This is a genomic window from Streptomyces sp. NPDC020917 (assembly GCF_044333795.1).
Taxonomy (GTDB): Bacteria; Actinomycetota; Actinomycetes; order Streptomycetales; family Streptomycetaceae; genus Actinacidiphila.
The window spans coordinates 181,925-202,980 of record NZ_JBIRRR010000005.1 but is presented as its reverse complement, the minus strand read 5'-3'; the positions used below and the strand labels follow the sequence as shown (position 1 = coordinate 202,980).

The following is a 21,056-nucleotide window of genomic DNA, read 5'->3' as shown; positions in this document are numbered from 1 at the left end:
CGGGGCCGGCATCGACGTCGGCCTGTGGGCGCCCCGGGAGGTGGACCTGCTGATCGCGTCCGGTTACCTGCCCGCCGCGCAGCGGGTCAGCATCGAACTCGACGCGGGCGAGCCGTACTTCCTCCAGGGCACGCCGCGGGCGCTGGCCCAGCGGGCCAGCGAGGCGCTGGACGCCGCCGGTTCGCACTGCCCCCGGCTCACACACGGGATGAACGACTGGACATGGCCGCTCGTCGAGGACGCCTTCCGCCGCGGCCACGACACGCGCGTGGGATTCGAGGACTCCGTCCTGCTGCCCGACGGCCGCGTGGCCGACCACAACGCCGACCTCGTACGCGCCGCGCTGGCGCTGCGGGAGACCGTCCCGCCGCACGAGGACTGAGCTGCGAAGGTCGTTAGGATCACCCCATGCCCCGTGCCCTGATCCTCGGCGGTACCGGCCTGATCGGCCGGGCCGCCGCGCTGCGACTGCTGGACGCCGGATGGCAGGTGGACGTCACCGGGCGGGACCCGGCCCGCATGCCGCACGAGATCGCCGCCGCGGGGGCGCGGTTCGTCGCGGCGGATCGGGGCGAGGAGAGGCAACTGCGGGCAGCGATGGGAGACGGGGCGGACCTGCTCGTCGACTGCCTCTGCTACACCGCCGCCGACGCGCGGCTGCTGCTTCCGCTCGCCGGGAACGCGACCTCCACGGTGCTGATCTCCAGCCGGGCCGTCTATGTCGACGCGGACGGGAACCATGCCAACTCCGGCACCCCGCCCCGCTTCGACGGCCCGATCACCGAGGCCCAACCCACCCTGGCCCCCGGCGACATGGACTACAGGTCCGGGGAGGGCTACGGCCCCAACAAGGTCGCTGCCGAGCACGTCGCCCTGGACAGCGGCCTGCCCATCACCGTGGTGCGTCCTTCCCTCATCCACGGCGCGGGCGCGGCCACTCCGCGCGAATGGGTGTTCGTGAAACGCGCCCTGGACCGGCGCGGCGCCGTGCTGCTCGCCCACCGAGGCTCCGGAGTGGTCCACCCCACGGCCGCGGCCAACCTCGCCGCTCTCCTCGAAACGGTCGCCGGCCGACCCGGCGCGCGCATCCTCAACTGCGCGGACCCCGACGCGCCGAACGCGCGGGACATCGCGCGCATCGTCGCTGGGCGCCTCGGGCACGCCTGGGAAGAAGTCCTGCTCGACGGGACGGCCGCGGAAGAGCTGGGGCGGACGCCCTGGGACTCGCCCCACCCGGTCGTGCTCGACATGTCCGCGGCCGAAGAACTCGGGTACCAGCCGGCCGGGGACTACGCGGCGACGGTCGCCGCCGAGGTCGACTGGCTCGCCGACGCCGCCCGGGCCGGCGACCCCGCGGGAATCCTGCCCGACGCGGACCACCCGTACTTCGGATGGTTCTTCGACTACGCGGCCGAGGACACCTTCCTTGCCGCCCGCACCCCCTGAGATCGACAGGACGTCGGAACCCTCGCGCCGTAGCTGCCCGCCCGCGTCATCCCGTGGGTGAGGGGGCGACGAGTTCGACCTCGAAGCCGTCGGAGTTCTCCAGGTAGGCGGCGTAGGTGTGAGCGCCGCCGGCATGAGGGTGGCGGTCGGGGAACAGCAACCTCCAGCCGTGCCGCGGCGCCTCGAAGACCAGCGCGTCCAGCGCTCCTGTGTCGGCCATCCGGAACGCGAGATGGTTCAGCCCCGGCCTGCACCGGTCGTGCTCGGCCGCGGTGAGGGCGGGGGACTGCTCGACGACCAGATACGTCGGCCCGAGCCGCCAGCTGCGCCCGTTGTCCCAGGTCTGGAACGGCGTGTAGCCGAGGACCTCCAGCAGCCAGCCGAAGGAGGCGACCGCCCGTGGGAGGTCGGGGACCCACAACTCGACGTGGTGCAGCGCCCCGTGGCCGGTCGGCGTCACGCCACCGCCACCGACGGTGTGCGGTGCGGTTGGCCGTCGGCAGCGGCGTCGCGGTGGCGCGTGGGGGCCGGGCGGGGCGCGGGCGTCGCGCCCCACCCGGGGGGATGGGACTGGTTGTTCTCTCGCACGGGTCCTCTTGGATGCCGGCGGCACGGCTGTCGGTGTCCCGTCCAGGATAGGGACGGGACACCGGGCCGGGCCGGCCGTATGGGCGAATCCCCATCAGCCGACGGGGTGTCAGCCGGGCATGTCCGCCACCGGCTCGGTGGTGTGGGGGGCCGTGCGGGGCGGGGTGACGGTGCCGGCCGGCGGGGCCTGGCGGACGGCGCGGTTGGCGGTGGTGAGGAGGGCCAGGGCGAGCAGCCACGCGCCGCAGATCCAGACCAGGGGCTTGGCACCGCACGCGGTGATCAGGACGCCGCCGGCGAGGGTGCCGGCGGACAGGGCCCCGGTGGTGAGGGTCGCCGTCGCGCTGGTGGCGCGGCCGCGCAACTCATCCGGAGTGATGGCCAGTTGGTGCGTGGTCATGGCGACCGTGTAGATCGGCGCGACCAGCGACTCGGCGGCCGCCACCGCGGCCAGCAGGAGCGGGCCGGGCGCGAGGGCGTACAGCGGGAACATCAGCGCCTCCAGCCAGAGCATGACCACGGCGATGCGCCCGAGCGGGAAGCGGCGCGTGGCCCGGTCCGAGACCAGCGAACCCGCCATCGCGCCGACCGCGGCACCGCTGAAGATGACGCCGATCCACAGCGGCGACGCGCCCAACTGCCGTGCGAGCGTGATGATCAGCAGGTACCCGGCGCCGTAGCGCACCTTGTCCGCGGCCGACACCAGCGTCAGGAAGCGGATGACGGGCTGGCGCCACAGCCAGCCGAGCCCCTCGCGGATCTCGGTGGCGAGCCCGCCGCCGGTCCGCGCGGACTTGTCGTGCGTCTGGAACCGGACCCGCATCAGGCGCAGCGATGCCGCCGACACCGCGAAGGACACGGCGTTGACGACGAACGGCACGGTCCGCCCGAGGGCGTAGAGCGCGCCGGCGAGCGAACCGCCGACGACCCCGACCGCGCCGGTCGCGGACTGCGTGTAGCCCAGCGCGGTGGACAGGTGCTCCGGGCCGACGACGCTCGGCAGCGCCGCGGTGTTGGCCACCTGGAAGACCGTGGTCAGGATCCCGGTGAGCACGGCCGTCGCGCACAGCTGCGGCATGGTGAGCCGGCCCAGCCACAGTGCGACGGCGACCCCGGCGGTGAGGGCGGCCCGGCCGACCTCGCACCAGATCATGGTGGCCTTCCGGTCCCACCGGTCGACGAGCGCGCCGGCGACCAGGCCGAACGCGAGGAAGGAGACGGTGCCGAGGCCGAGGACGAACCCGGCGTCGGCCGCCGAGCCGGTGAGGGCCAGCACGATGAGGGGCAGAGCCATGAAGTGGGCCTGGTCGCCGATGGCGGAGACCAGCTGGCCGCTCAGCAGCAGCGAGAAATCCCGGTTCCGGAACACGCCGGAACTGCGAGAGGAAGACATGATGGTGACGCTCCGTGACAGCTCGTGGACACAAGGGTGGCGTGGAAGCTGGTGTCCGAGCTAAGAGACACGGGGTGCGGCGGTCACGCACGGAAGGTTGTCAGGTCCCGTCGCGCACCGCAACCGGTTTTCGGAGCAGACGGTTCTCCGTGGGGTGCCGGCGCGCTCGCCCGCCGGCACGAGGCCCGGCCCGGCGGGTGGCCGGGCCGGGCTCCCGTCATGTCGCCGCGACGGGCGGCTGCAGCGGAAAGTGGCAGGCGGCTGCGTGACCGGCCGCGGCCGACGGCCCCCGCAACTCCGGCTCGCGCGACGCGCACTCCTCGACCGCGTGCGGGCAGCGCGTGCGGAACCGGCAGCCGGACGGCGGGTCGAGCGGGCTGGGCACGTCCCCGTGCAACCGCACGCGCGCCGACTTACGGGCCGGATCGGGCGCCGGCACCGGGACGGCGGACAGCAGCGCGTCGGTGTACGGGTGCCGGGGCCGGTCGTAGACGTCCTCGACGGTGCCCTCCTCGACGATCCTGCCCAGGTACATCACCGCGACCCGGTCGGCGATGTGCTCGACCACGGACAGGTCGTGCGCGATGAAGACGTACGCGATCCCCAACTCCCGTTGCAGCGAGCCGAACAGGTTGACGATCTGAGCCTGCACGGAGACGTCGAGCGCCGACACCGGCTCGTCGCACACCAGGATCTCGGGCCGCAGCGCCAGCGCCCGCGCGATGGCGATGCGTTGCCGCTGGCCGCCGGAGAACTGGTGCGGGTAGCGCCGGGCGTGGTCCGGGTTGAGGCCGACGAGTTCGAGGAGCTCGCCCACCATCCGCCGGTGCTCGCCGCGCGGCGCCACCTCCCGGTGGATCAGGAACGGCTCGCGGACCAGCGCCTCCACCGTCATCCGCGGGTCGAGGGAGGCGTACGGGTCCTGGAAGACCAGTTTGATGTGGCGGCGGGCGGCCCGCAGCCGGCGGCCCCGCAACTGGTCGAAGCGCTCCCCGAACAGCCGGATCTCGCCGGACGTGGGCCGGTCGACGGCGGTGAGCAGCCGGGCCAGGCTGGACTTGCCGCAGCCGGACTCGCCGACCAGGCCGAGGGTCTCGCCGCGGCGCAGCTCCAGACTGACGCCGTCCACGGTCCTGAGCCGTCCCGCGCCGCGCCGCAGCACGCCGCCACCGCCGACCGGGACGTGCTTGACGAGGTCGCAGACCTCGAGGATCGACGGTGAGGCGGTCATCCGCCCACCACCTCCTTCCAGTTGTGGCAGCCGCTGGTGTGCCGCGGGCCGACCGCGTGGTGCGGCGGCGCCGTCCGGCACGCGTCGCCCGCGAGCGGGCAGCGGGGCCGGAAGGTGCAGCCGTCCGGCAGGTCCGCCGGGTCCGGAGGCGCGCCCTGCAGCACGTTGAGCGCCCGGCCGCGCGAGCCGCGGCGGGGGATCGCGTCGAGCAGCGCCCGGGTGTAGGGGTGCGCCGGCCGGCCGTACAGGTCCTCGGCGGACGCCTGTTCGGCCACCCGGCCGGCGTACATCACCGCGACGCTGTCCGCCGCGTTGGCGACGATGCCCATGTCGTGGCTGATCAGGACGAGGCTGATGGCGTGCTCGGCCTGGAGGTCGGCGAGCAGCTCCATGATCTGCGCCTGCACCGTGACGTCGAGCGCGGTGGTGGGCTCGTCGGCGATGACGACCTCGGGGGTGAGTGCCAGCGCCATGGCGATCATCACCCGCTGCCGCATGCCGCCGGAGAACTGGTGCGGGTAGTGGCCGGACCGGCGGGCGGCCTCGGGGATGCGCACCCGGTCGAGCATCTCCACCGCCGCCCGGTCGGCCTGGCGGCGGGTCAGCTCGCCGTGGGCGCGGAACACCTCGGCGATCTGGAAGCCGACGGGCAGCACCGGGTTCAGCGCGGACAGCGCGTCCTGGAAGATCATCGAGATGTGCCGGCCGCGGATCTGCGCCAGCGCGCGCTGGTCCAGTCCCAGCAGGTCGATGCCGTGCAGCCGGATCGTCCCGCCGGTGACGCGCGCGCCGCGCGGCAGGATGCCCATCACCGCCCGGGCGGTGAGGCTCTTGCCGCAGCCGGACTCGCCGACCACGGCCAGGGTGCGGCCGGGCGCCGTGCGGTAGCTGACGCCGTCGACGACGACGCTGCCGGCGCCCGGCCGGCCGGCCCGGTCGGCGAACGCCACCCGCAGGTCGGTGATCTCCAGCGGGGGAGCGCCGGGGTCGTACCCCGGGAAGCGGGACAGCGGGCGGCCCTTGGCGCTGGGCGCGTTGCCGGTGGTGGTGGTCATCGCAGCCTCGGATCGAAGGCGTCGCGGAGGCAGTCGCCCAGCAGGACGAAGCTGAGCACCGCCAGGGACAGGAACAGGGCGGGGAACAGCAGCAGCCCGGGGTGGACGGTGAAGTACTGCTGCGCGGAGTTCAGTTGCACGCCCCAGGAGATGGCGGGGGCGGTGAGGCCGACGCCGATGAAGGTCAGTGACGCCTCCGCGGTGATCACGCCGCCGATGGTGATGCTGGTCAGCACCGCGACGGGCATGATCGCGTTCGGGATGACGTGGCGGAGCAGGATCCGCAGCGGTCCGGCGCCCAGCTCGCGGGCGGCGGTGACGTAGTCCAGGCCGCGGGTGGCGAGCACCGAGGAGCGCATGATCCGGGTGAGCACCGGCCAGGAGAACAGCGCCAGGACCAGCGACACGCTCAGGATGCTGTGCACGCTGAAGGTCTCCAGCACCACGATCATCCCGACCAGCATGGGGAAGCCGAAGAAGACGTCCATCAGCCGGCTGATCGCCATGTCCGTGACGCCGCCGAAGAACCCGGCGAGCGAGCCCAGGACGACGGCGACGACCAGGGTGAGCGCGGTGGTGAGCAGACCGATGCTGAGCGAGTCGCGGGCGCCGTGCACGACGTTGCTGTACAGGTCGCAGCCCTGCACGTCGAACCCGAACGGATGGCCCGAGGTGGGCCCCTGGCCGCTGTGCTCCAGGGAGCACTGGTGCGGGTCGCCGTGCCCGAACCAGCCGGCGAACGCGGACGGCACCGCCGCCATGGCGCACAGCAGCACCACCATGGCGAGCGGCAGGAAGAAGCGCGGACGGCGCACCAGGCGGCTGAACGTGCCGGGTTCGGCGGGGCGGGCGGGCCCGGCGGCGGCCGGGCCCGCGTCGCCCGCGTCCGGCGCGGCGGGCGTGGTCGGCTGCAGGGCACTAGTCAAGGCGGATCCTCGGGTCCAGTACGCCGTAGAGCAGGTCCACGACCAGGTTGACAAGGAGGAACACCAGCACGAGCAGGGTGCTGATGCCGACGACGGTCGGGCCGTCGTGCTGCTGCACGCTCTGGAAGACCTGGAAGCCCAGCCCCGGCAGGTTGAAGATGCCCTCGATGAGGATCGTGCCGGACAGCAGGTAGCCCAGATTCGTCCCCAGCATGGACACCACCGGGACCAGCGAGGTGCGCAGCACGTGCCGGACCAGGACCCGGGAGCGGCTGAGCCCCTTGGCGGTCGCGGTGTCGACGAAGTCCGCGCCCAGGTTCTCCAGGACGCTCGCCCTGGTCAGCCGGGCGATCTCCGGTACCCCGAGCAGCGCCAGGCACAGCGCGGGGACCAGATAGCTCAGCGGCCAGCCGTCGTCGGTCCCGGAGACCGGGAACCAGTGCAGCTTGACGCCCAGCACGATCTGCGCGACGTACGCGGTGATGAAGTACGGCACGCCCAGGACCAGGCTGGAGCCGCTCAGCACCGCCAGGTCGGCGAACCGCCCGGCGCGCAGCGCGGCGAGGTAGCCCAGGCCCACCCCCACGACCGCCTCGATGATCCAGGTCATCACCGCGAGCTTGACCGTGACCGGCCAGCTCCCGGCGATGACCGCAGACACCGGGGTGTTGTTGAGATCGATCCCGAAGTCGCCGTGCAGCAGCCCGGTGAGGTAGTGCCAGTACTGCACCAGGAACGGGTCGCCGAGGTGGTAGTGCTCCTTGATCGCCGCGGCGGTGGCCGGCGTGACCACGTGGTCTGGGCCGGCCAGCGCCTGTACGGGGTCGCCGGGCAGGGCGTACACCGCCGCATAGATGACGAACGTCGTGCCCAGGAGCACCGGGACCATCAACAGCACCCGCCGCAGGACGTAACTAGCCACACGGGCCTCCTCGGTGGGCGCGGGGGCGGGCGGCGGTCATCGGACCGTGATCGAGGACAGGTCCACGTCCCCGAGGTAGCCGAGCTGGAGGCCGGAGAGCTTCTTGGCGTGGACGGCCCCGCTGACCGGGTAGTAGAGCGGCGCGAGCGGCAGGTCCGCCATGGCGGTGCGGGTGGCCTGCTGGGCGAACTGCATGCCCGCGCTGGTCGACGTGGCGGCCGCCGCCTGGTTCATCAGGGCGTCGAAGCCGCTGTTCCGGTAGCCGGTCACGTTGGTGCCCGAGGTGCTGCCGAAGAGCTGGTCGGCCTGGGAGTAGATGTTCGGGAAGGACGCGCCCATGTAGAGCAGGAACGGCCCGGTGGTCTTGTGCGCCAGCAGGTTGGGGTAGATCTGGTCGGTCGGCTGGACCTTCAGCGAGACGGAGGTGATGCCGAGGTTGGTGCGCAGCTGGTTGACGATCGCCTCCAGCACCGTCTGCATGTCCGGGTCCTGCTTGGTCCACAGCGTCAGCGAGCCGTTCCAGCCGCCCGCGGCGGCCAGCAACTGCTTCGCCTTCGCCGGGTCGTAGGAGCAGGCCGCGCAGTCGGTGCCGCCGCCGCCCGCGATCACGTTCGGCGCGACGCCCGCCGCGGTCTGCGCGTGGCCCTGCAGCAGCGACGCCACGATCGACTTGCGGTCGATGGCCAGCGAGAACGCCTGGCGCACCCGCACGTCGGTGAACCGCTTGTCCCACAGCGGGAAGCCCAGGTAGACCACGGCGGCTGTGGGCGAGGTGACGAGCTGCGAGGAGTACATCCGGCTCGCGGTCGACAGGTCGTTGCCGCTGGCCGTGGCGATGTCGACGGCGCCGGACCGGAAGCTGGTGAACGCGGTCGCGTCCGTCTGGTAGGTCTTGACGGTGATCTGGGCGGCCTTGCCCTTCGCCCCCGGGTAGCCGTCGAACCGCTTGAGGGTGATCTGCTGGCCGCCGGGCGTCAGACCGGGCGACGCCACCTGGTAGGGGCCGTTGCCGATCGGCAGCCGGTCGTAGGCGGCGAGGTCCTTGAACGCGGCCTTGGGCATCGGCGCGAACGCCGTGCCCGCCAGCACGTAGGGGAACATCGACAGCGGCTTGACGAGGGTGACCTTGAGCGTGTTCGTGCCGACCACCTGCACACCGGAGAGCTTGTCGGTGGTGGGCTTGCCGCTCGTCGGGTTGAGCGCCGCGTAGCCGTCGATGTTCGCGAACAGGTAGCCGTTGGTCATGGCGTTCGGCGCGTAGGCGGCGGCGTTCCAGGAGTCGGCGAAGGACTGGGCGGTGACCGGCTCGCCGTTCTGGAACTTCCACCCGCTCTTGAGCGTGATGGTCCAGTGCTTCTGGTCGGTGGACTCCACCGACTGCGCCACGGCGTCGACGACCTTGCCGCTCCGGTCGACCTGGGTCAGCGGGGTCCATATGGCGTCCGCGACACCGCTGAACCCGGCTTTGCCCGGGGTGAGATGGGCGATGTACCAGGTCGGCACGCCGATCGAGTACGAGCCGCCGGAGGCGCTCGTGCCGCCGGACTGCGTGCCGCCCCCGCCGCAGGCGCTCACGGCGGCCAGCGCGCCTGCCGCACACAGGGCCACCGCGGTTCTGCGGCTGACACGTCCTGGTTGTGGCGGAGTCATCTCGGGTACCTCCAGGGGCGGTCGGAATTTCGAGTGAGCCGAGACTGGCCCAGTACGGATGCGGCAGCTTTAGCGGTCCGGGCAAAAACACCGCGGCTGCTTTGTGTCGGCGCACATGCGGGTCTCGCGACGCACCGTTCCCCTGCTCCGCCGGGCAGGCCGAAGAGTCCGGCGCACCCTGTTCCGCGCCCCGGAGGCGACTACCGTACGTCACCGGGCGAACGGCCGGTAGGGGGTTCCCGGGGGTGCCTATGATGTGCCGATGCCGAGCACTTCCCGCCCCGCCCCGCAGGTCACCGACACGTCGTCGTCCGAGGACGCGGGGGGGACGACGCTGCGCCGCCTCCGCGACCACCTGGGGCCCCTGGTCCTCCAGGTCGAGTGCGCACCGCAGAGTGAGGACGTGCTGATCGGGCGGCAGGTCATCCACGATCCGTGCGAGCCGGTACCGGCGCAGGCCGACGGCGTGCTGCTGGCGGTCGGCGCCTCGCCCGAGCGCGAGGACTTCTTGGAAGCCGTGCGCCAGGCCGGCGCCGCCCGCTACAGCGCCGTCGTCGTCAAGGCCCGCGGCCGCGACCTCGCCGCCGCCTCCGCGGCGGCCCGCGCGGCCGGCGTGGCGCTGCTGGTCATCCCCGACGACATGCCGTGGCGGCACCTCGACGCACTGGTCACCGCCGCCACCAGCGCCTCGGGCCCGGCCCAGGACACCTACACCTCCATCGGCATGGGCGACCTGTTCCCTCTGGCCAACGCCATCGCCTACCAGGTGGGCGGGGCGATCACCATCGAGGACCCGCTCGGCCACGTGCTCGCCTACTCCAACCTGCCGCACCAGGAGATCGACGAGATCCGCCGGCAGGGCATCCTCGGCCGGCAGACCCCCGACCGGCCGACCAACCTCGACGAGTACCAGCGGGTGATCCGCGCCGACGGCCCCGTGCGGTTCGACATCCCCGACACCAAGCACATCAACCGGCTCGCGGTCGCGGTGCGCGCCGGGCCGCAACTGCTCGGCCTGCTGTGGGCGCTGGACGGCAACCCGGCGCTCGGCGACGGCGCCGAGGCGGCGCTGGAGGAGGCCGCCAAGGTGACCGCGCTGCACCTGCTGCGGGCCCGCAGCCACCGGGACCCCGACCGGTGGAGCCGCGGCGAGGCGCTCGCCTCCCTGCTGGACGGCGCGGTGTCGGGGCGCACCGCGGCCGCGCAACTGGGCATCGCCGGGGACACCGCGACCACGGTCGTCGCGTTCGCGCAGGCGGCCCCCGAGGAGATGCCAGGCCTCGGCGGCGCCCGCATCGTGGACCTCGTCGGGCTGTACTGCGAGGCATGGCACCCGCAGGCGCTGTGCACGACCACCGGCGGGCTGGTCTACGCCCTGCTGCCGACCAGGACCGACCCGGGCGCCGAGCGGCGGGTGGTGAAGTTCGCGGAGAACGTCGTCACCACCGTGCAGCGCAGCGCGGGACTGGCCCTGCAGGCCGGCATCGGCGTGCCCGCGGCCCGGCTGGACGAGGTGCCCAACGGCCGGCGCACCGCCGACCGGGTGCTGCGGGCGCTGGCCGGCGACCCGCAGGCGCCCACCGTCGCCACCGTCTCCGACGTGCGCAGCCGGGTGACGCTGATGGAGTTCACCGAACGCGGCACCTCGTCGGTGGACCTGCCGCCCGGCCCGGTGCAGCGGATCGTCGAGCACGACGCCGAGCACGGCACCACCTACGCCCAGTCGCTGCTGGCCTACCTGGACGCGTTCGGCGAGGCGATCCCGGCGGCGGCCCGGCTGGCGGTGCACGAGAACACCCTGCGCTACCGGATCCGCCGCATCCAGGAGCTCTTCGACCTCGACCTGGACGACCCGGACACCCGGCTGGTGGCCTGGCTCCAGCTGCGGCTGCACCAGATCGCCGGCTAGGCGACCGGCACGGCCCGGCCGGTGCCGCCCTCGTGCGGCGCCGGCCGCCCGGAGCGGCGAGGGCCGCCCGGAGCGGCGAGGGCCGCCCGGAGCGGCGAGGGCCGCCCGGAGCGGCGAGGGCCGCCCGGAGCGGCGAGGGCCGCTGTGCGTTCCGACAACGCCGCCCGGCCCAATTGCGTGGGCTCCACGAACACCGGCCCCCCTCCTCCCGCTTACCGTCGCCCGGACAACACAGCCGAGCCGATGGGGGAACCCATGCTGGAGCAACCGATCTACGCCCTGACCGACCCGGTGCGACTACGTGAACTGGTCGCCTCCCACGGCTGGGCGACCCTGGTCAGCGCGACGGGCCGGGGCGGCCCGGTGGTCTCCCATCTGCCCGTGATCCCCGACCCGGAGGGGGACGCGGACGACCTGACGATCCTCGGGCACCTGGCCCGCGCCGACGCCGAACTCCACGAACTGGGCGACCACGACGTGGTGGTGATCGTCGAGGGCCCCAACGGCTACATGTCCCCGAGCACCTACCGCGCCGGGCCGTACGTGCCGACGTGGAACTTCGTCGTCGCCCACCTGCACGGCCGGCCCGACGTCCTGGACGCGGAGCGGACCTACCGCGTCCTGGAGCGCACCGTGGAGCAGTTCGAGGCGGGCAGGCCCGAGCCGTGGCGGCTGGGGACCGTCGAGGACTACGCGCGCGAGATCGCCCCCTACACCACCGGCTTCCGGCTGCGGCCCGCCCGGGTCGCCGGCAAGCACAAGCTCAGCCAGGACAAGCCGTACGAGGTCGCGACACGGGCGGCCGACGCCCTCGACGGCGACGGCCCGCACGGCAACCGCGCCCTGGCCGCGGCCATGCGACGGGTGCTGGTGCCCGGTGACTAGCCCGCAGACCGCCACCGGCCCGGCCGCCGAGCAGGCCGCCCCCGTGCTGCTGCGCAACGTCAGGCTCGGCTCCGGCGGACCGCTCGCGCACCTGACGGTCGACGGCGGCCGGATCGCCGCCATCACCCCGGACGCGCCCCCGCACCCACCGTGCGAGGTCGTGGACGCCGGCGGCCGCACCGTCCTGCCCGGACTGTGGGACGCGCACGTGCACATGGTCCAGTGGGCCAGCGCGCGGCGCCGCGTGGACCTGTCCGGCGCCCGTTCCGCCGCGGCCGCGGCGGAGCTGATGGCCGAGGCAGCCCGCGCCGGCCGGCACCCGCACGACGAGCCGCTGATGGGCTTCGGCTTCCGCGACGGCCTGTGGGCCGACCGCCCGGAACCCGCCCTGCTCGCCTGGTCGGACGCCTCGGGCCAGGCCGTCGCGCTCGTCAGCAACGACCTGCACACCGCCTGGCTCAACCGGGCCGCCCTGGACCGCCTCGGACAGCACGACCATCCGACCGGGGTGCTGCTGGAGGCCGAGTGCCTGGACGCGGTGGCCCGGCTCGGCGCGGCCGACTCCGCGGTCGTCGACCGCTGGGTCGCCGACGCGGTCACGGCCGCGGCGGCGCGCGGCGTGGTCGGATTCCTCGACTTCGAGTACGCCGACAACCTCGCCGACTGGACCCGCCGGGCCGGCCACGCACCACTGGAGGCCCGGGTCACCTGCGCCGTCTACCCGGCCCACCTGGACGAGGCCGTGGCCCAGGGACTGCGGACCGGCGACGTGCTGCCCGGCACCGGCGGGCTGGTGCGGGTGGGACCGCTCAAGCTCTTCGTCGACGGCTCGCTCAACACCCGCACCGCGCTGTGCAACGAGCCCTATCCCGGATTGCCGGAGTCCGGGCAGGAGTACGGCATCCTGCAGACCGAACCGGCCGAGCTGGAACGGCTGATGGCGTACGCGGCACGGCACGGCATCCACAGCGCCGTGCACGCCATCGGCGACCGCGCCAACACCATCGCGCTGGACGCCTTCGAGAAGGTCGGCTGCCCCGGCCGGATCGAGCACGTCCAGCTGATCGACCGGGCCGACCTGCCGCGGTTCGCCCGGCCGGGACTGGTGCTCGGCGTCCAGCCCGCACACGCCACCGACGACCGCGACATCGCCGACCACCACTGGGCCGGCCGCACCGACCGCTCCTTCGCCTACGCCGACCTGGCGCGGGCCGGCGGGCAGTTGCAGATCGGCTCGGACGCGCCGGTGGCGCCGCTCGACCCGTGGCCGGGCATCGCCGCGGCCGTGCACCGCACCGGCACGGACGGGCGGCCCGAGTGGCACCCCGAGCAGGCGATCGGCCTGGCCGACGCGCTCGCCGCGGCCTCGGCGGGACGGCGCACGCTGCGCGTCGGCGACCGCGCGGACCTCGTCGTCACCGAGCACGACCCGGCGGTGCTCGCCCCGCACGACCTGCCGGGCATGCCGGTGTTCTGCACGATGCTCGCCGGCCGCTTCACCCACCGCGCGGACCAGGCCGCACCTTAGCCTCCAGCCACCCCCGAACAGCGGCCGGCCCGTGGCCCCCCACCGGCCGGCCGCTGCTTCACCGCTTCCCCGCGGAGTGACAACGGACCTTCGGGCCCCCCGAGTTCGGCACCGCCGGTCCGCGGCCACGGGCTTCCCGCCGCCGCGGCGGTCGAGGGGACAACTGGATGCGGCGCTTGGGCGGGGGCAACCGGCGTGTGGCTGGCGCGGGTTGGGGAGGGCGGGACCGCGCCCGTGGGTCTCGCCTCGCGACGGTCGAGATGGATAGCGGGGGGCAACCCGTCGCGGAGCTGGAGCAGTTCGGCACCGCCGCGCCGCGGCCATGGGCTTCTCGGCCTTGCGGCGGGTCAGTTGGGTGGTCGAAGCCGCAACAGGCGTGTGGCTCGGCCGGGGTTGGGGAGCCGCCTTGTCGCGGGCGCCAGTTCCTCGCTGTCGCGGTGGGGCGCCGAATGGTCGAGGGGCAACCGGCCTGCGGCGCGAGTGGGCTGCGGGTGCCGGGGCGTACCCGCCGGCTTGGTGGGGGAGAGGTGCGGGTGGGTGTGGTGAGGGGCCACGGGACGGGTGTCCCGTGGCCCCTCGTGCGTGCGGCGGCAGCCGGGTTCAGCCGAGGCCGACCTCGGCGCGGGCGGTACCGCCGCGCGGGTGGCGGGCGGTGACGAAGGCGACGGTGCCGGCGGGGGCGCGGACCGTCCACTCCACCGCGGTCAGGTCGGGGGTGCCCGGGTCGTGGCCCCACCACGTGGTGGACGACAGGGTCCCGCTCCTGCCCTCCAACTGGCCGAGGCGCTCCACCCGTTCGCCGGTGATCAGCTCGGCGCCGGCCGGCAGCTCCAGCTCCGCGGACAGCTCGCCGGCCACCTCGCGGGCGAGCGCGGTACTGGTGACGTACGTGGGCAGCCAGCCGGTGTTGCCGACGACCAGCCGGATCCGGTGCACGCCCGGCGCCACCTCGGTGGACGTCAGCCGCCGCACCTCGACCTTCGGCGAGGCCAGCGTCTGGAAGATCACCCACTCGGTGTGCGGGGCCACTTCCGCCTCGATCCGGTCCATCGGCGGGTTGTACCAGTAGTTGATCATGTCCCAGCCGCCCAGCTCCACCGGGCCGAGCTGCGGGTGCTCGTACGGGTACCAGTCGACGAAGCCCTTGCCGTCGAGTTCGGTGTCGCTCCACTTGATCATCCGGAGGTCGTCCTCGACCGGGTGGTCGATCAGCCAGCGCGACGCGTGGTACGACTCGATGCCGGCCGCCCGCTGCGGGCTCCAGAACTCCGTGATCCAGGCGAAGATGCCCAACTGGTGGTAGTACCAGCCAAGTTGCCCGCCGCGGAAGACCGCCCAGGAGTCGTGCTTGAGGTCCTGGAAGGACATCACGTCGTAGCCGGTGAGCTCGGCCGCCTTGGCGCCGACGACGTCGTAGACGTGCTGGTCGGCGCCCGGCAGCCGGACGTCGATGTTCATCGGCGGGCACAGGTGCAGGCCGCCGAAGGTGTGGCAGGTGATGTAGCCGGTGATGTTCGGCCGGTCGGTGACGGCCCGCAGCACGGCCTGCGTCTCGGGCTCCGAGCCCGGGAACGGCCCGGCGTTGCGGGGCAGCAGCGGCGCCGCCTCCCAGTCGGTCGGCAGGTTCTGGCCCAGGTCCAGGCCCTCGACGGGCTCCGCGACCTCCACGACGTCGCCGCGGTAGCCGGTGACGTCGCCCTCCTGGAAGAGCCGGAAGTAGTCGCCGCCGGCCTCGTCCGGCTCGCGCGGCACCAGCAGCCGGGGCTCGTCCGGGTGCGTCTTCCACGGCCCGTCCGCGTCCCGCACCCGCATGAACAGCGCCCGGCCGTCGCCGTCGACGTCCCGCAGCTGCAGGCCGGGGTCGGCGTCGGGGCTCGGGTGCGGGCGCACGCTGGAGCGGATGAAGCGGCCCTCGGCCATGGCGTGCTCGTGCCCGTCCGGGTTGAGCCGCGGGACGACGTAGACCGCGCGGGTGTCCAGCAGCCGGGTCACCTTCTCGTCCGTTCCGTACCCGGACAGCAGGCGGTGCACCAGGTGCAGGGCCGCGAAGCAGGACGACCACTCGGTGCCGTGGATGCCCGCCTCGACGAAGAAGGCGGGCTTGTCCGCGGCCGGGCCGGTCGCGGTGTTGGTCAGCGTGACCAGCCAGATGTCACGGCCTTCCCACGAGCGTCCCACGCTCTCCAGGGCGGCGAGATCCGGACGGCCGGCCGCCCAGTCGCGCAGCAGCGCGGTCAGTTCGTCGTGAACGTAGAACCGGTCGAAGGTCAACGGGCGGATCATGCGGTGTGTCCTCGCAATCGCACGGCGGCAGCCTGGCAAGCGCGGCCAGTCTGCGCGGGGTGCGCACACGGTGCTTTGGGCGTGCGGCCAATCTTTCCCTGCCGAGTTCTCGCCCGCCGCCAATCACGCGGGGCCGGCCCGGCGGCCACAGTGCTCCCTGACCCGAGAACGCGCATGACCGAGGTCATTCCTACCTGATTGCCTGCCGGGCCGGGAGCGGCGCCTCCGCCCCGACCGAGATTGGACCCGAGCATGACTGCCACAGCGGACCTCGGCACGCCCGAGATCCACCACCAGCACCGCGATGTGACCGGCGGCTGGCTGCGGCCGGCGACCTTCGGCGTGGTGGACGGCCTGGTGTCGAACTTCGCCCTGGTCGCCGGCGTGGTCGGCGGCGGAGCCGGCGCGCACACCGTCGTCCTCACCGGACTGGCCGGCCTCACCGCCGGCGCCTGCTCGATGGCCACCGGCGAGTTCATCTCCGTGTCGTCCCAGAACGAGCTGGCGCAGGCCGAGATCGCCCGCGAGCGGCGGGAGCTGGCCACCAACCCGGAGGAGGAGCTGCGCGAGCTGACGCTCACCTACCAGGCCAAGGGCGTACGTCCCGAACTTGCCGCGGAGATCGCCCGCGAGCTGACCGCGGACCCCGAGGTCGCCTTGCGGGTGCACGTCCGCGAGGAACTGGGCGTCGACCCCGACGACCTGCCCTCGGGATGGTCGGCGGCGGCCTCCTCGTTCGCCGCGTTCGCGCTCGGCGCCCTGGTGCCGCTGCTGCCGTTCGTCGCCGGCGCGTCCAGCCTGGTGCCGGCGCTGATCGCCAGCTCGGCCGCGCTGGTGCTCACCGGTGGCCTGACCGCGAAGCTGACCGCCCGCTCCGGCTGGTTCGGCGCGAGCCGCCAGCTGGTGCTCGGCGGCCTGTCGGCCGCGGTGACCTTCGGGGTGGGGCTGCTCGTCGGCACGGGGGTGTCCTGACCGATGGCGACGACGGTCACACCGGATCCGACGGGCGGTCCGGCCGGGCCACGGCGGCCGCTGCACACGGTCGCGCTGGTCAAGCAGGTGCCGCTCGGCGACCACCCCGGCACCCTGGACGACCGGGGCCGGCTGCGCAGGGACGGGTTCGCCGCGGAGCTGAACCCCTGGTGCCGCCGTGCGGTGACCCGGGCCGTCGAGCTGGGCCACGCCGCCGGGGGCCGGACCACGGTCGTCACGATGGGCCCGCCGTCCGCCGCCGACGTGCTCCGGGAGGCGCTGGCCTGCGGGGCGGACGAGGGCCTGCATGTGTGCGACCCCGAACTCGCCGGCGCGGACTGCCTGGTGACCGCCAGAGCGCTGGCCGCCGCGGTCCGGACGCTGGGGCCCGTGGACCTGGTGCTGGTGGGGCGCAGCACGGTGGACGGCGGCACCGGCACGGTCGGGCCGATGGTCGCCGAACTCCTCGGGCTCCCGTTCGCCGGGCCCGCCCTGACCGTCGAGACAACCGGCGCGCGGGAACTGCGTACCGTGCTCCAGCTCGACGGCGTCACCGAGACCGCCGCGCTCGCCCTCCCCGCGGTCCTCGCGGTCGCGGAGCGCTCCTGCCGCCCGGCGAAGGCCGCGCCCGGCACTTGGCCCGATCCGGCGCCGATCCGCACCCTGACGGCGGACCGGCTCAGCGGCGCCCGGCCGGGCGCCACCAGCCCCACCCGGGTGGACCGCGTCCGGCACGCCGCGGCCACCCGCCGCCCGGTCCTGCTCTCCGGCACTCCCGCCGAGCAGGCCGCCCGGGCCGTCGCACTGGTCACCGCACGGGCATCGGACGGTGGCTCCGGCCCCCTCGCGGCCGTCACCGGACCGGCCGCCACCGCCTCCGGCGCGTGCGGCCCCGCGGCCGCCCCGACCGTGCCGGGAGCGGGTGGCGCGGCGCACGACGCGGCGCGGCCTGCCCCCACACCGGGTGTCCCCGCACCGCACCGGGCGGACCTCACCGGCCCCGCCGTCCTCGCCGTGACCGGCAGCCCGCACGAAGGCGGCCGCGCCCTGCTCGGCGAGGCCGCCCGGATCGCCGCACGCATCGGCGGCCACGTCGTGGCCGTCACCCCGCCCGCGGACCCCGGGGCGCTCGCCGCCTGGGGCGCGGACGCGGCGGTGCGGCTCACCGGTACCGACCCCCGGCCGGCCGCGGCGGCCCTCGCCGCCCTGGCCCGCGGCGCCGCCGCACCGCCCTGGGCGGTGCTGGGCGGCGCGACCCCCTGGGACCGCGAGGTGCTGGCCCGGCTCGCCGTGCTCCTGGACGCCGGTCTGCTCTCCGACCTGACCAGCGCCGAGGCCGGACCGGACGGCCGTGGCGGGCTGCGGCTGGCCGGCGGCAAGCCCGCGGGCAACGGCACGTTCGCCGACGTCAGCAGCTCCGGATGGCCGCAGATCGCCACCCTGCGCACCGGGACGCTGGCCGCGCCGGCCCCGCGTACCGTCCGCGCGCCGATCCCCGTCGGGACGCTCGACGTGGCCGCCGACCCGCATCTGCGGCGCTGGGACCGGCGCGTCGAGGACGACTTCGACGCTCTGGAACGCGCCGCGACGGTGATCGGTCTCGGCGCGGGCGTCGACCCGGCCCGGTACGGGGACGTCGAGCCGCTGCGCGCCCTGCTCGGCGCGGAGCTCGCGGCGACCCGCAAGGTGACCGACACCGGGGCGCTCGCGCACTGCCGCCAGCTCGGGGTCACCGGACGGGCCGTCGCTCCCCGCCTCTACCTGGCGATCGGGATCTCCGGCAGCCCGCACCATCTCGCGGGAGTCGAGCGCGCCCACACCGTCGTCGCGGTCAACAGCGATCCGGACGCCGCGGTCTTCGCCCACTGCGACATCGGCATCGTCGCCGACTGGCAGGACGTGCTCCCCGCCCTGACCGGCGCCTTCCGCCGCGTCCTGCGGCCCGCGCCCGCCGTGGCAGGCGCACGCTGAAAGGGAACGCCCGGTGCCCGCACACCGCGCCCACGCCGCCCGAAGCCGCCCGCACCTGTTTCTGCCGTCCGCCGCCCCGCCGGGGCAACGACCCTGGAGTGCACCGTGACGCCCTGCACGTCCACCATGGACAGTGACCGACGAGGAGGTGGCTGCCCATGACCGGCCTCGTCCTGGTCCTGACCGTCTTCCTCGCCTGCTGCGTGGAAGCCGTCGAGGCCCTGACCATCGTGCTGGCCGCCGGCACCAGCCGGAACTGGCGCTCGGCCCTGCAGGGCACCGGCGCGGCCCTGGTGGTTCTCGCGGTGACCGTCGGCGCGCTCGGCCCCGCCATCGGCCTGATCCCGATCCAGGCGCTGCGCCTGGTCGTCGGCGCGCTGCTGCTGGTCTTCGGGCTCCAGTGGCTGCGCAAGGCGATCCTGCGGGCCTCGGGGTATAAGGCGCTGCACGACGAGGCCGGCTCCTACGCCAAGCAGGTCGCGGCGGCGAACGCCGCGGCCGGCGGCGGGCGCGGCTTCGTCACGGACTGGTACGCGTTCACGCTGTCGTTCAAGGGCGTGTTCCTGGAAGGGCTGGAAGTTGCGTTCATCGTCGTGACCTTCGGCAACAACCAGGGCAGCGTGCCGCTCGCGGTGGTCGGCGCGCTGGCCGCGATCGTCGCGGTCACCGGCGTGGGCATCGCGGTCCGCGCCCCGCTGGCCCGGGTGCCGGAGAACTCGATGAAGTTCGCCGTCGGCATCATGCTGACCGCCTTCGGCACCTTCTGGGCCGCGGAGGGAGCCGGCGTCGACTGGCCCGGCGCCGACGCCGCCCTGCTGGTCCTGATCCCGGCCACCGCCCTGCTCGGGCTCGGCGCCGCCGCGCTGCTGCGCCGCTCGCACACCCCCGGCGGTCCCGCCGGCGGTCCGTCCGCCCCCGCGGCCCCGGCCGCCCCGACGGCGAAGGGAAGCACACCGTGAAGTGGATCCGCTCGTTCCTGCTGTTCTGGTACGACTTCGTCGTCGGCGACGACTGGCGGGTCGCGGCCGGGGTGGCGGTGGCGCTGGGCGCGACCGCGGCCCTGGTCCACGCCGCGGGCCTGAACGCCTGGTGGCTGCTGCCCGTCGCGGTGGTCGTCCTGCTCGGGCTGTCCCTGCGCCGCGCGGTGACGGCGTCCCGCTGACCTCTTGCGCCTGCGTCCCGGCGGAGGTCATCCCTCCTCGGGCCGCGGCGGCACCGGCTCGGTCGGGCCGGTCGTGCGGGCGTACCCGGCGAGGCGGTCGGCGAACGCGGCGACGCGCTCGCGGAGTTCGGCCGGGCTCTCGACGACGAACGGCCGGTCGAGGGAGGCCAGGACCGGGGGCAGCCAGTCCAGCCGCTCGGCCCGGATCCGGACGTGCCGCCAGCGCTCGTCCGCGCCCCCCTCGCCCGGTGCTGTGCCCGCGTCGGCGCCCTGCGCCGCGTCGTCGATGCGGGCGACGCTCGCCGGGAGCCCGGCGCGGATCTGGGCGACCGTCCCGTGGATCCGCAGACGCACCTCGTGCCGGTAGGCGGCCGTCGCGAACCCGGCCACCAGCCGCTCCGCCGGGTCGCCGTCCGGCAGCGGCGCGAACGCGCCGGGCAGGACCCGGGCGCCGCCGACCCGGTCCAGCCGGAACGTCCGCTCCTCGCCGAGCGCCGGGTCGACGCCGGTGAGGTACCAGCGGCCCGCGTGGGCCACGATCCCGCGCGGATGCAGGACCCGGTGGGTGCGCCGGCCGTGCCGGTCCGCGTAGCCGAACGCCAGCGGCCGGTGGTGGCGGGCGGCGTCCGCGACGGTGAGCAGGGTGTCCGCGTCGGGGGCGCCGGCGTCCCGCTCGGGGCCTGTGAACGCGACGGTGTCCAGCAGGGCCGCGAGCCGGCAGGCCACCCGTTCGGGGAGCACCCGCCGGATCTTGGCCGCCGCCGTCTCGCCCGCCACGGACGCCGTGGCGGGGAGCCCGGCCCGGCGCCCGGCGGCCAGCGCGAGCAGCACGGCGAGCGCCTCGTCGTCGGTCAGCGCGAGCGGCGGCAGGCGGTGGCCCCGGCCCAGCCGGTAGCCGCCGTAGCGGCCCCGCACGGCCTCCACGGGCACGCCGAGATCCGTCAGGTGGTCCACGTACCGCCGGACGGTCCGCGGGTCGACGCCCAGCCGGTCGGCGAGTTCGGCCAGGGTCCGGGTGCCCCCGGACTGCAGCAGTTCCAGCAGGGTGAGCACGCGGCTGGTGGGTCCGGACATGAGCCGAGGATAACGGCGATAGTGGACGGGTTCTGTCCCCTATTGCTCCTACGGTGGGCGG

Annotated in this window: 18 protein-coding genes; 9 read left to right on the top strand and 9 right to left on the bottom strand. The window is 74.4% G+C overall.

The genetic code is table 11. From position 1 onward, the window contains the following. Positions 1-40 precede the first annotated feature (40 nt). Positions 41-382: a 3-keto-5-aminohexanoate cleavage protein gene (locus tag ACH4TG_RS13140; RefSeq protein WP_398242304.1), complete on the top strand. Its 342-nt coding sequence runs from the start codon at positions 41-43 to the stop codon at positions 380-382. A 26-nt stretch (positions 383-408) separates the two neighbouring features. Next, a complete protein-coding gene (locus tag ACH4TG_RS13135) occupies positions 409-1,446 on the top strand; it encodes an NAD-dependent epimerase/dehydratase family protein (RefSeq protein WP_398242303.1) in 1,038 nt (345 codons plus the stop codon). A gap of 46 nt (positions 1,447-1,492) precedes the next feature. Here ACH4TG_RS13135 and ACH4TG_RS13130 read toward each other — a convergent pair whose 3' ends face one another. The 7 genes from ACH4TG_RS13130 to ACH4TG_RS13100 all read right to left on the bottom strand — a co-directional run bounded on the left by ACH4TG_RS13130 (position 1,493) and on the right by ACH4TG_RS13100 (position 9,211). After that, positions 1,493-1,906: a VOC family protein gene (locus ACH4TG_RS13130; RefSeq protein ID WP_398242302.1), complete on the bottom strand. Its 414-nt coding sequence runs from the start codon at positions 1,904-1,906 to the stop codon at positions 1,493-1,495. Between the two features lie 237 nt (positions 1,907-2,143). Continuing rightward, positions 2,144-3,427 carry an MFS transporter gene (locus ACH4TG_RS13125; RefSeq protein ID WP_398242301.1) on the bottom strand — a complete coding sequence of 428 codons (1,284 nt, stop codon included), beginning with the start codon at positions 3,425-3,427 and terminating at the stop codon, positions 2,144-2,146. A gap of 217 nt (positions 3,428-3,644) precedes the next feature. Next, entirely contained in the window at positions 3,645-4,658 is a 1,014-nt protein-coding gene (locus ACH4TG_RS13120) for an ABC transporter ATP-binding protein (protein WP_398242300.1), read from the bottom strand. Further along, entirely contained in the window at positions 4,655-5,713 is a 1,059-nt protein-coding gene (locus ACH4TG_RS13115; RefSeq protein WP_398242299.1) for an ABC transporter ATP-binding protein, read from the bottom strand. Before ACH4TG_RS13115 ends, ACH4TG_RS13120 begins: the two co-directional genes overlap by 4 nt. After that, a complete protein-coding gene (locus ACH4TG_RS13110) occupies positions 5,710-6,639 on the bottom strand; it encodes an ABC transporter permease (protein WP_398242298.1) in 930 nt (309 codons plus the stop codon). Before ACH4TG_RS13110 ends, ACH4TG_RS13115 begins: the two co-directional genes overlap by 4 nt. After that, positions 6,632-7,561, bottom strand: coding sequence for an ABC transporter permease (locus ACH4TG_RS13105; protein ID WP_398242297.1), 930 nt, complete (start codon positions 7,559-7,561; stop codon positions 6,632-6,634). Before ACH4TG_RS13105 ends, ACH4TG_RS13110 begins: the two co-directional genes overlap by 8 nt. Before the next feature lie 36 nt (positions 7,562-7,597). Next, a complete protein-coding gene (locus tag ACH4TG_RS13100; RefSeq protein ID WP_398242296.1) occupies positions 7,598-9,211 on the bottom strand; it encodes an ABC transporter substrate-binding protein in 1,614 nt (537 codons plus the stop codon). Between the two features lie 262 nt (positions 9,212-9,473). Here ACH4TG_RS13100 and ACH4TG_RS13095 point away from each other — a divergent pair, with 262 nt between their 5' ends. The 3 genes from ACH4TG_RS13095 to ACH4TG_RS13085 all read left to right on the top strand — a co-directional run bounded on the left by ACH4TG_RS13095 (position 9,474) and on the right by ACH4TG_RS13085 (position 13,533). Then, positions 9,474-11,120: a PucR family transcriptional regulator gene (locus ACH4TG_RS13095; protein ID WP_398242295.1), complete on the top strand. Its 1,647-nt coding sequence runs from the start codon at positions 9,474-9,476 to the stop codon at positions 11,118-11,120. Between the two features lie 255 nt (positions 11,121-11,375). Continuing rightward, positions 11,376-12,005 carry an FMN-binding negative transcriptional regulator gene (locus ACH4TG_RS13090; protein ID WP_398242294.1) on the top strand — a complete coding sequence of 210 codons (630 nt, stop codon included), beginning with the start codon at positions 11,376-11,378 and terminating at the stop codon, positions 12,003-12,005. Beyond that, complete coding sequence (locus ACH4TG_RS13085) at positions 11,998-13,533, top strand: amidohydrolase (protein WP_398242293.1); 1,536 nt, start codon at positions 11,998-12,000, stop codon at positions 13,531-13,533. The genes ACH4TG_RS13090 and ACH4TG_RS13085 overlap by 8 nt, the downstream gene beginning before the upstream one ends. A gap of 600 nt (positions 13,534-14,133) precedes the next feature. Here the strand turns inward: ACH4TG_RS13085 and ACH4TG_RS13080 are convergent. Further along, positions 14,134-15,816 (bottom strand): M14 family metallopeptidase, encoded by a 1,683-nt coding sequence (locus tag ACH4TG_RS13080; protein WP_398242292.1) that lies wholly within the window; start codon positions 15,814-15,816, stop codon positions 14,134-14,136. Positions 15,817-16,068: 252 nt separating this feature from the next. Between ACH4TG_RS13080 and ACH4TG_RS13075 the strand changes: the two genes are divergently transcribed. The 4 genes from ACH4TG_RS13075 to ACH4TG_RS13060 all read left to right on the top strand — a co-directional run bounded on the left by ACH4TG_RS13075 (position 16,069) and on the right by ACH4TG_RS13060 (position 19,921). Next, positions 16,069-16,788, top strand: coding sequence for a VIT1/CCC1 transporter family protein (locus ACH4TG_RS13075; protein ID WP_398242291.1), 720 nt, complete (start codon positions 16,069-16,071; stop codon positions 16,786-16,788). Positions 16,789-16,791: 3 nt separating this feature from the next. After that, on the top strand, positions 16,792-18,759 hold the full coding sequence (locus ACH4TG_RS13070; RefSeq protein ID WP_398242290.1) for an FAD-binding protein: 1,968 nt from the start codon (positions 16,792-16,794) through the stop codon (positions 18,757-18,759). A 158-nt stretch (positions 18,760-18,917) separates the two neighbouring features. Further along, a complete protein-coding gene (locus ACH4TG_RS13065; RefSeq protein WP_398242289.1) occupies positions 18,918-19,718 on the top strand; it encodes a COG4280 domain-containing protein in 801 nt (266 codons plus the stop codon). Further along, entirely contained in the window at positions 19,715-19,921 is a 207-nt protein-coding gene (locus tag ACH4TG_RS13060) for a hypothetical protein (RefSeq protein WP_398242288.1), read from the top strand. Before ACH4TG_RS13065 ends, ACH4TG_RS13060 begins: the two co-directional genes overlap by 4 nt. A 27-nt stretch (positions 19,922-19,948) precedes the next feature. Here the strand turns inward: ACH4TG_RS13060 and ACH4TG_RS13055 are convergent, their stop codons facing one another. After that, entirely contained in the window at positions 19,949-20,995 is a 1,047-nt protein-coding gene (locus tag ACH4TG_RS13055) for a helix-turn-helix transcriptional regulator (RefSeq protein WP_398242287.1), read from the bottom strand. Positions 20,996-21,056: the final 61 nt, after the last annotated feature.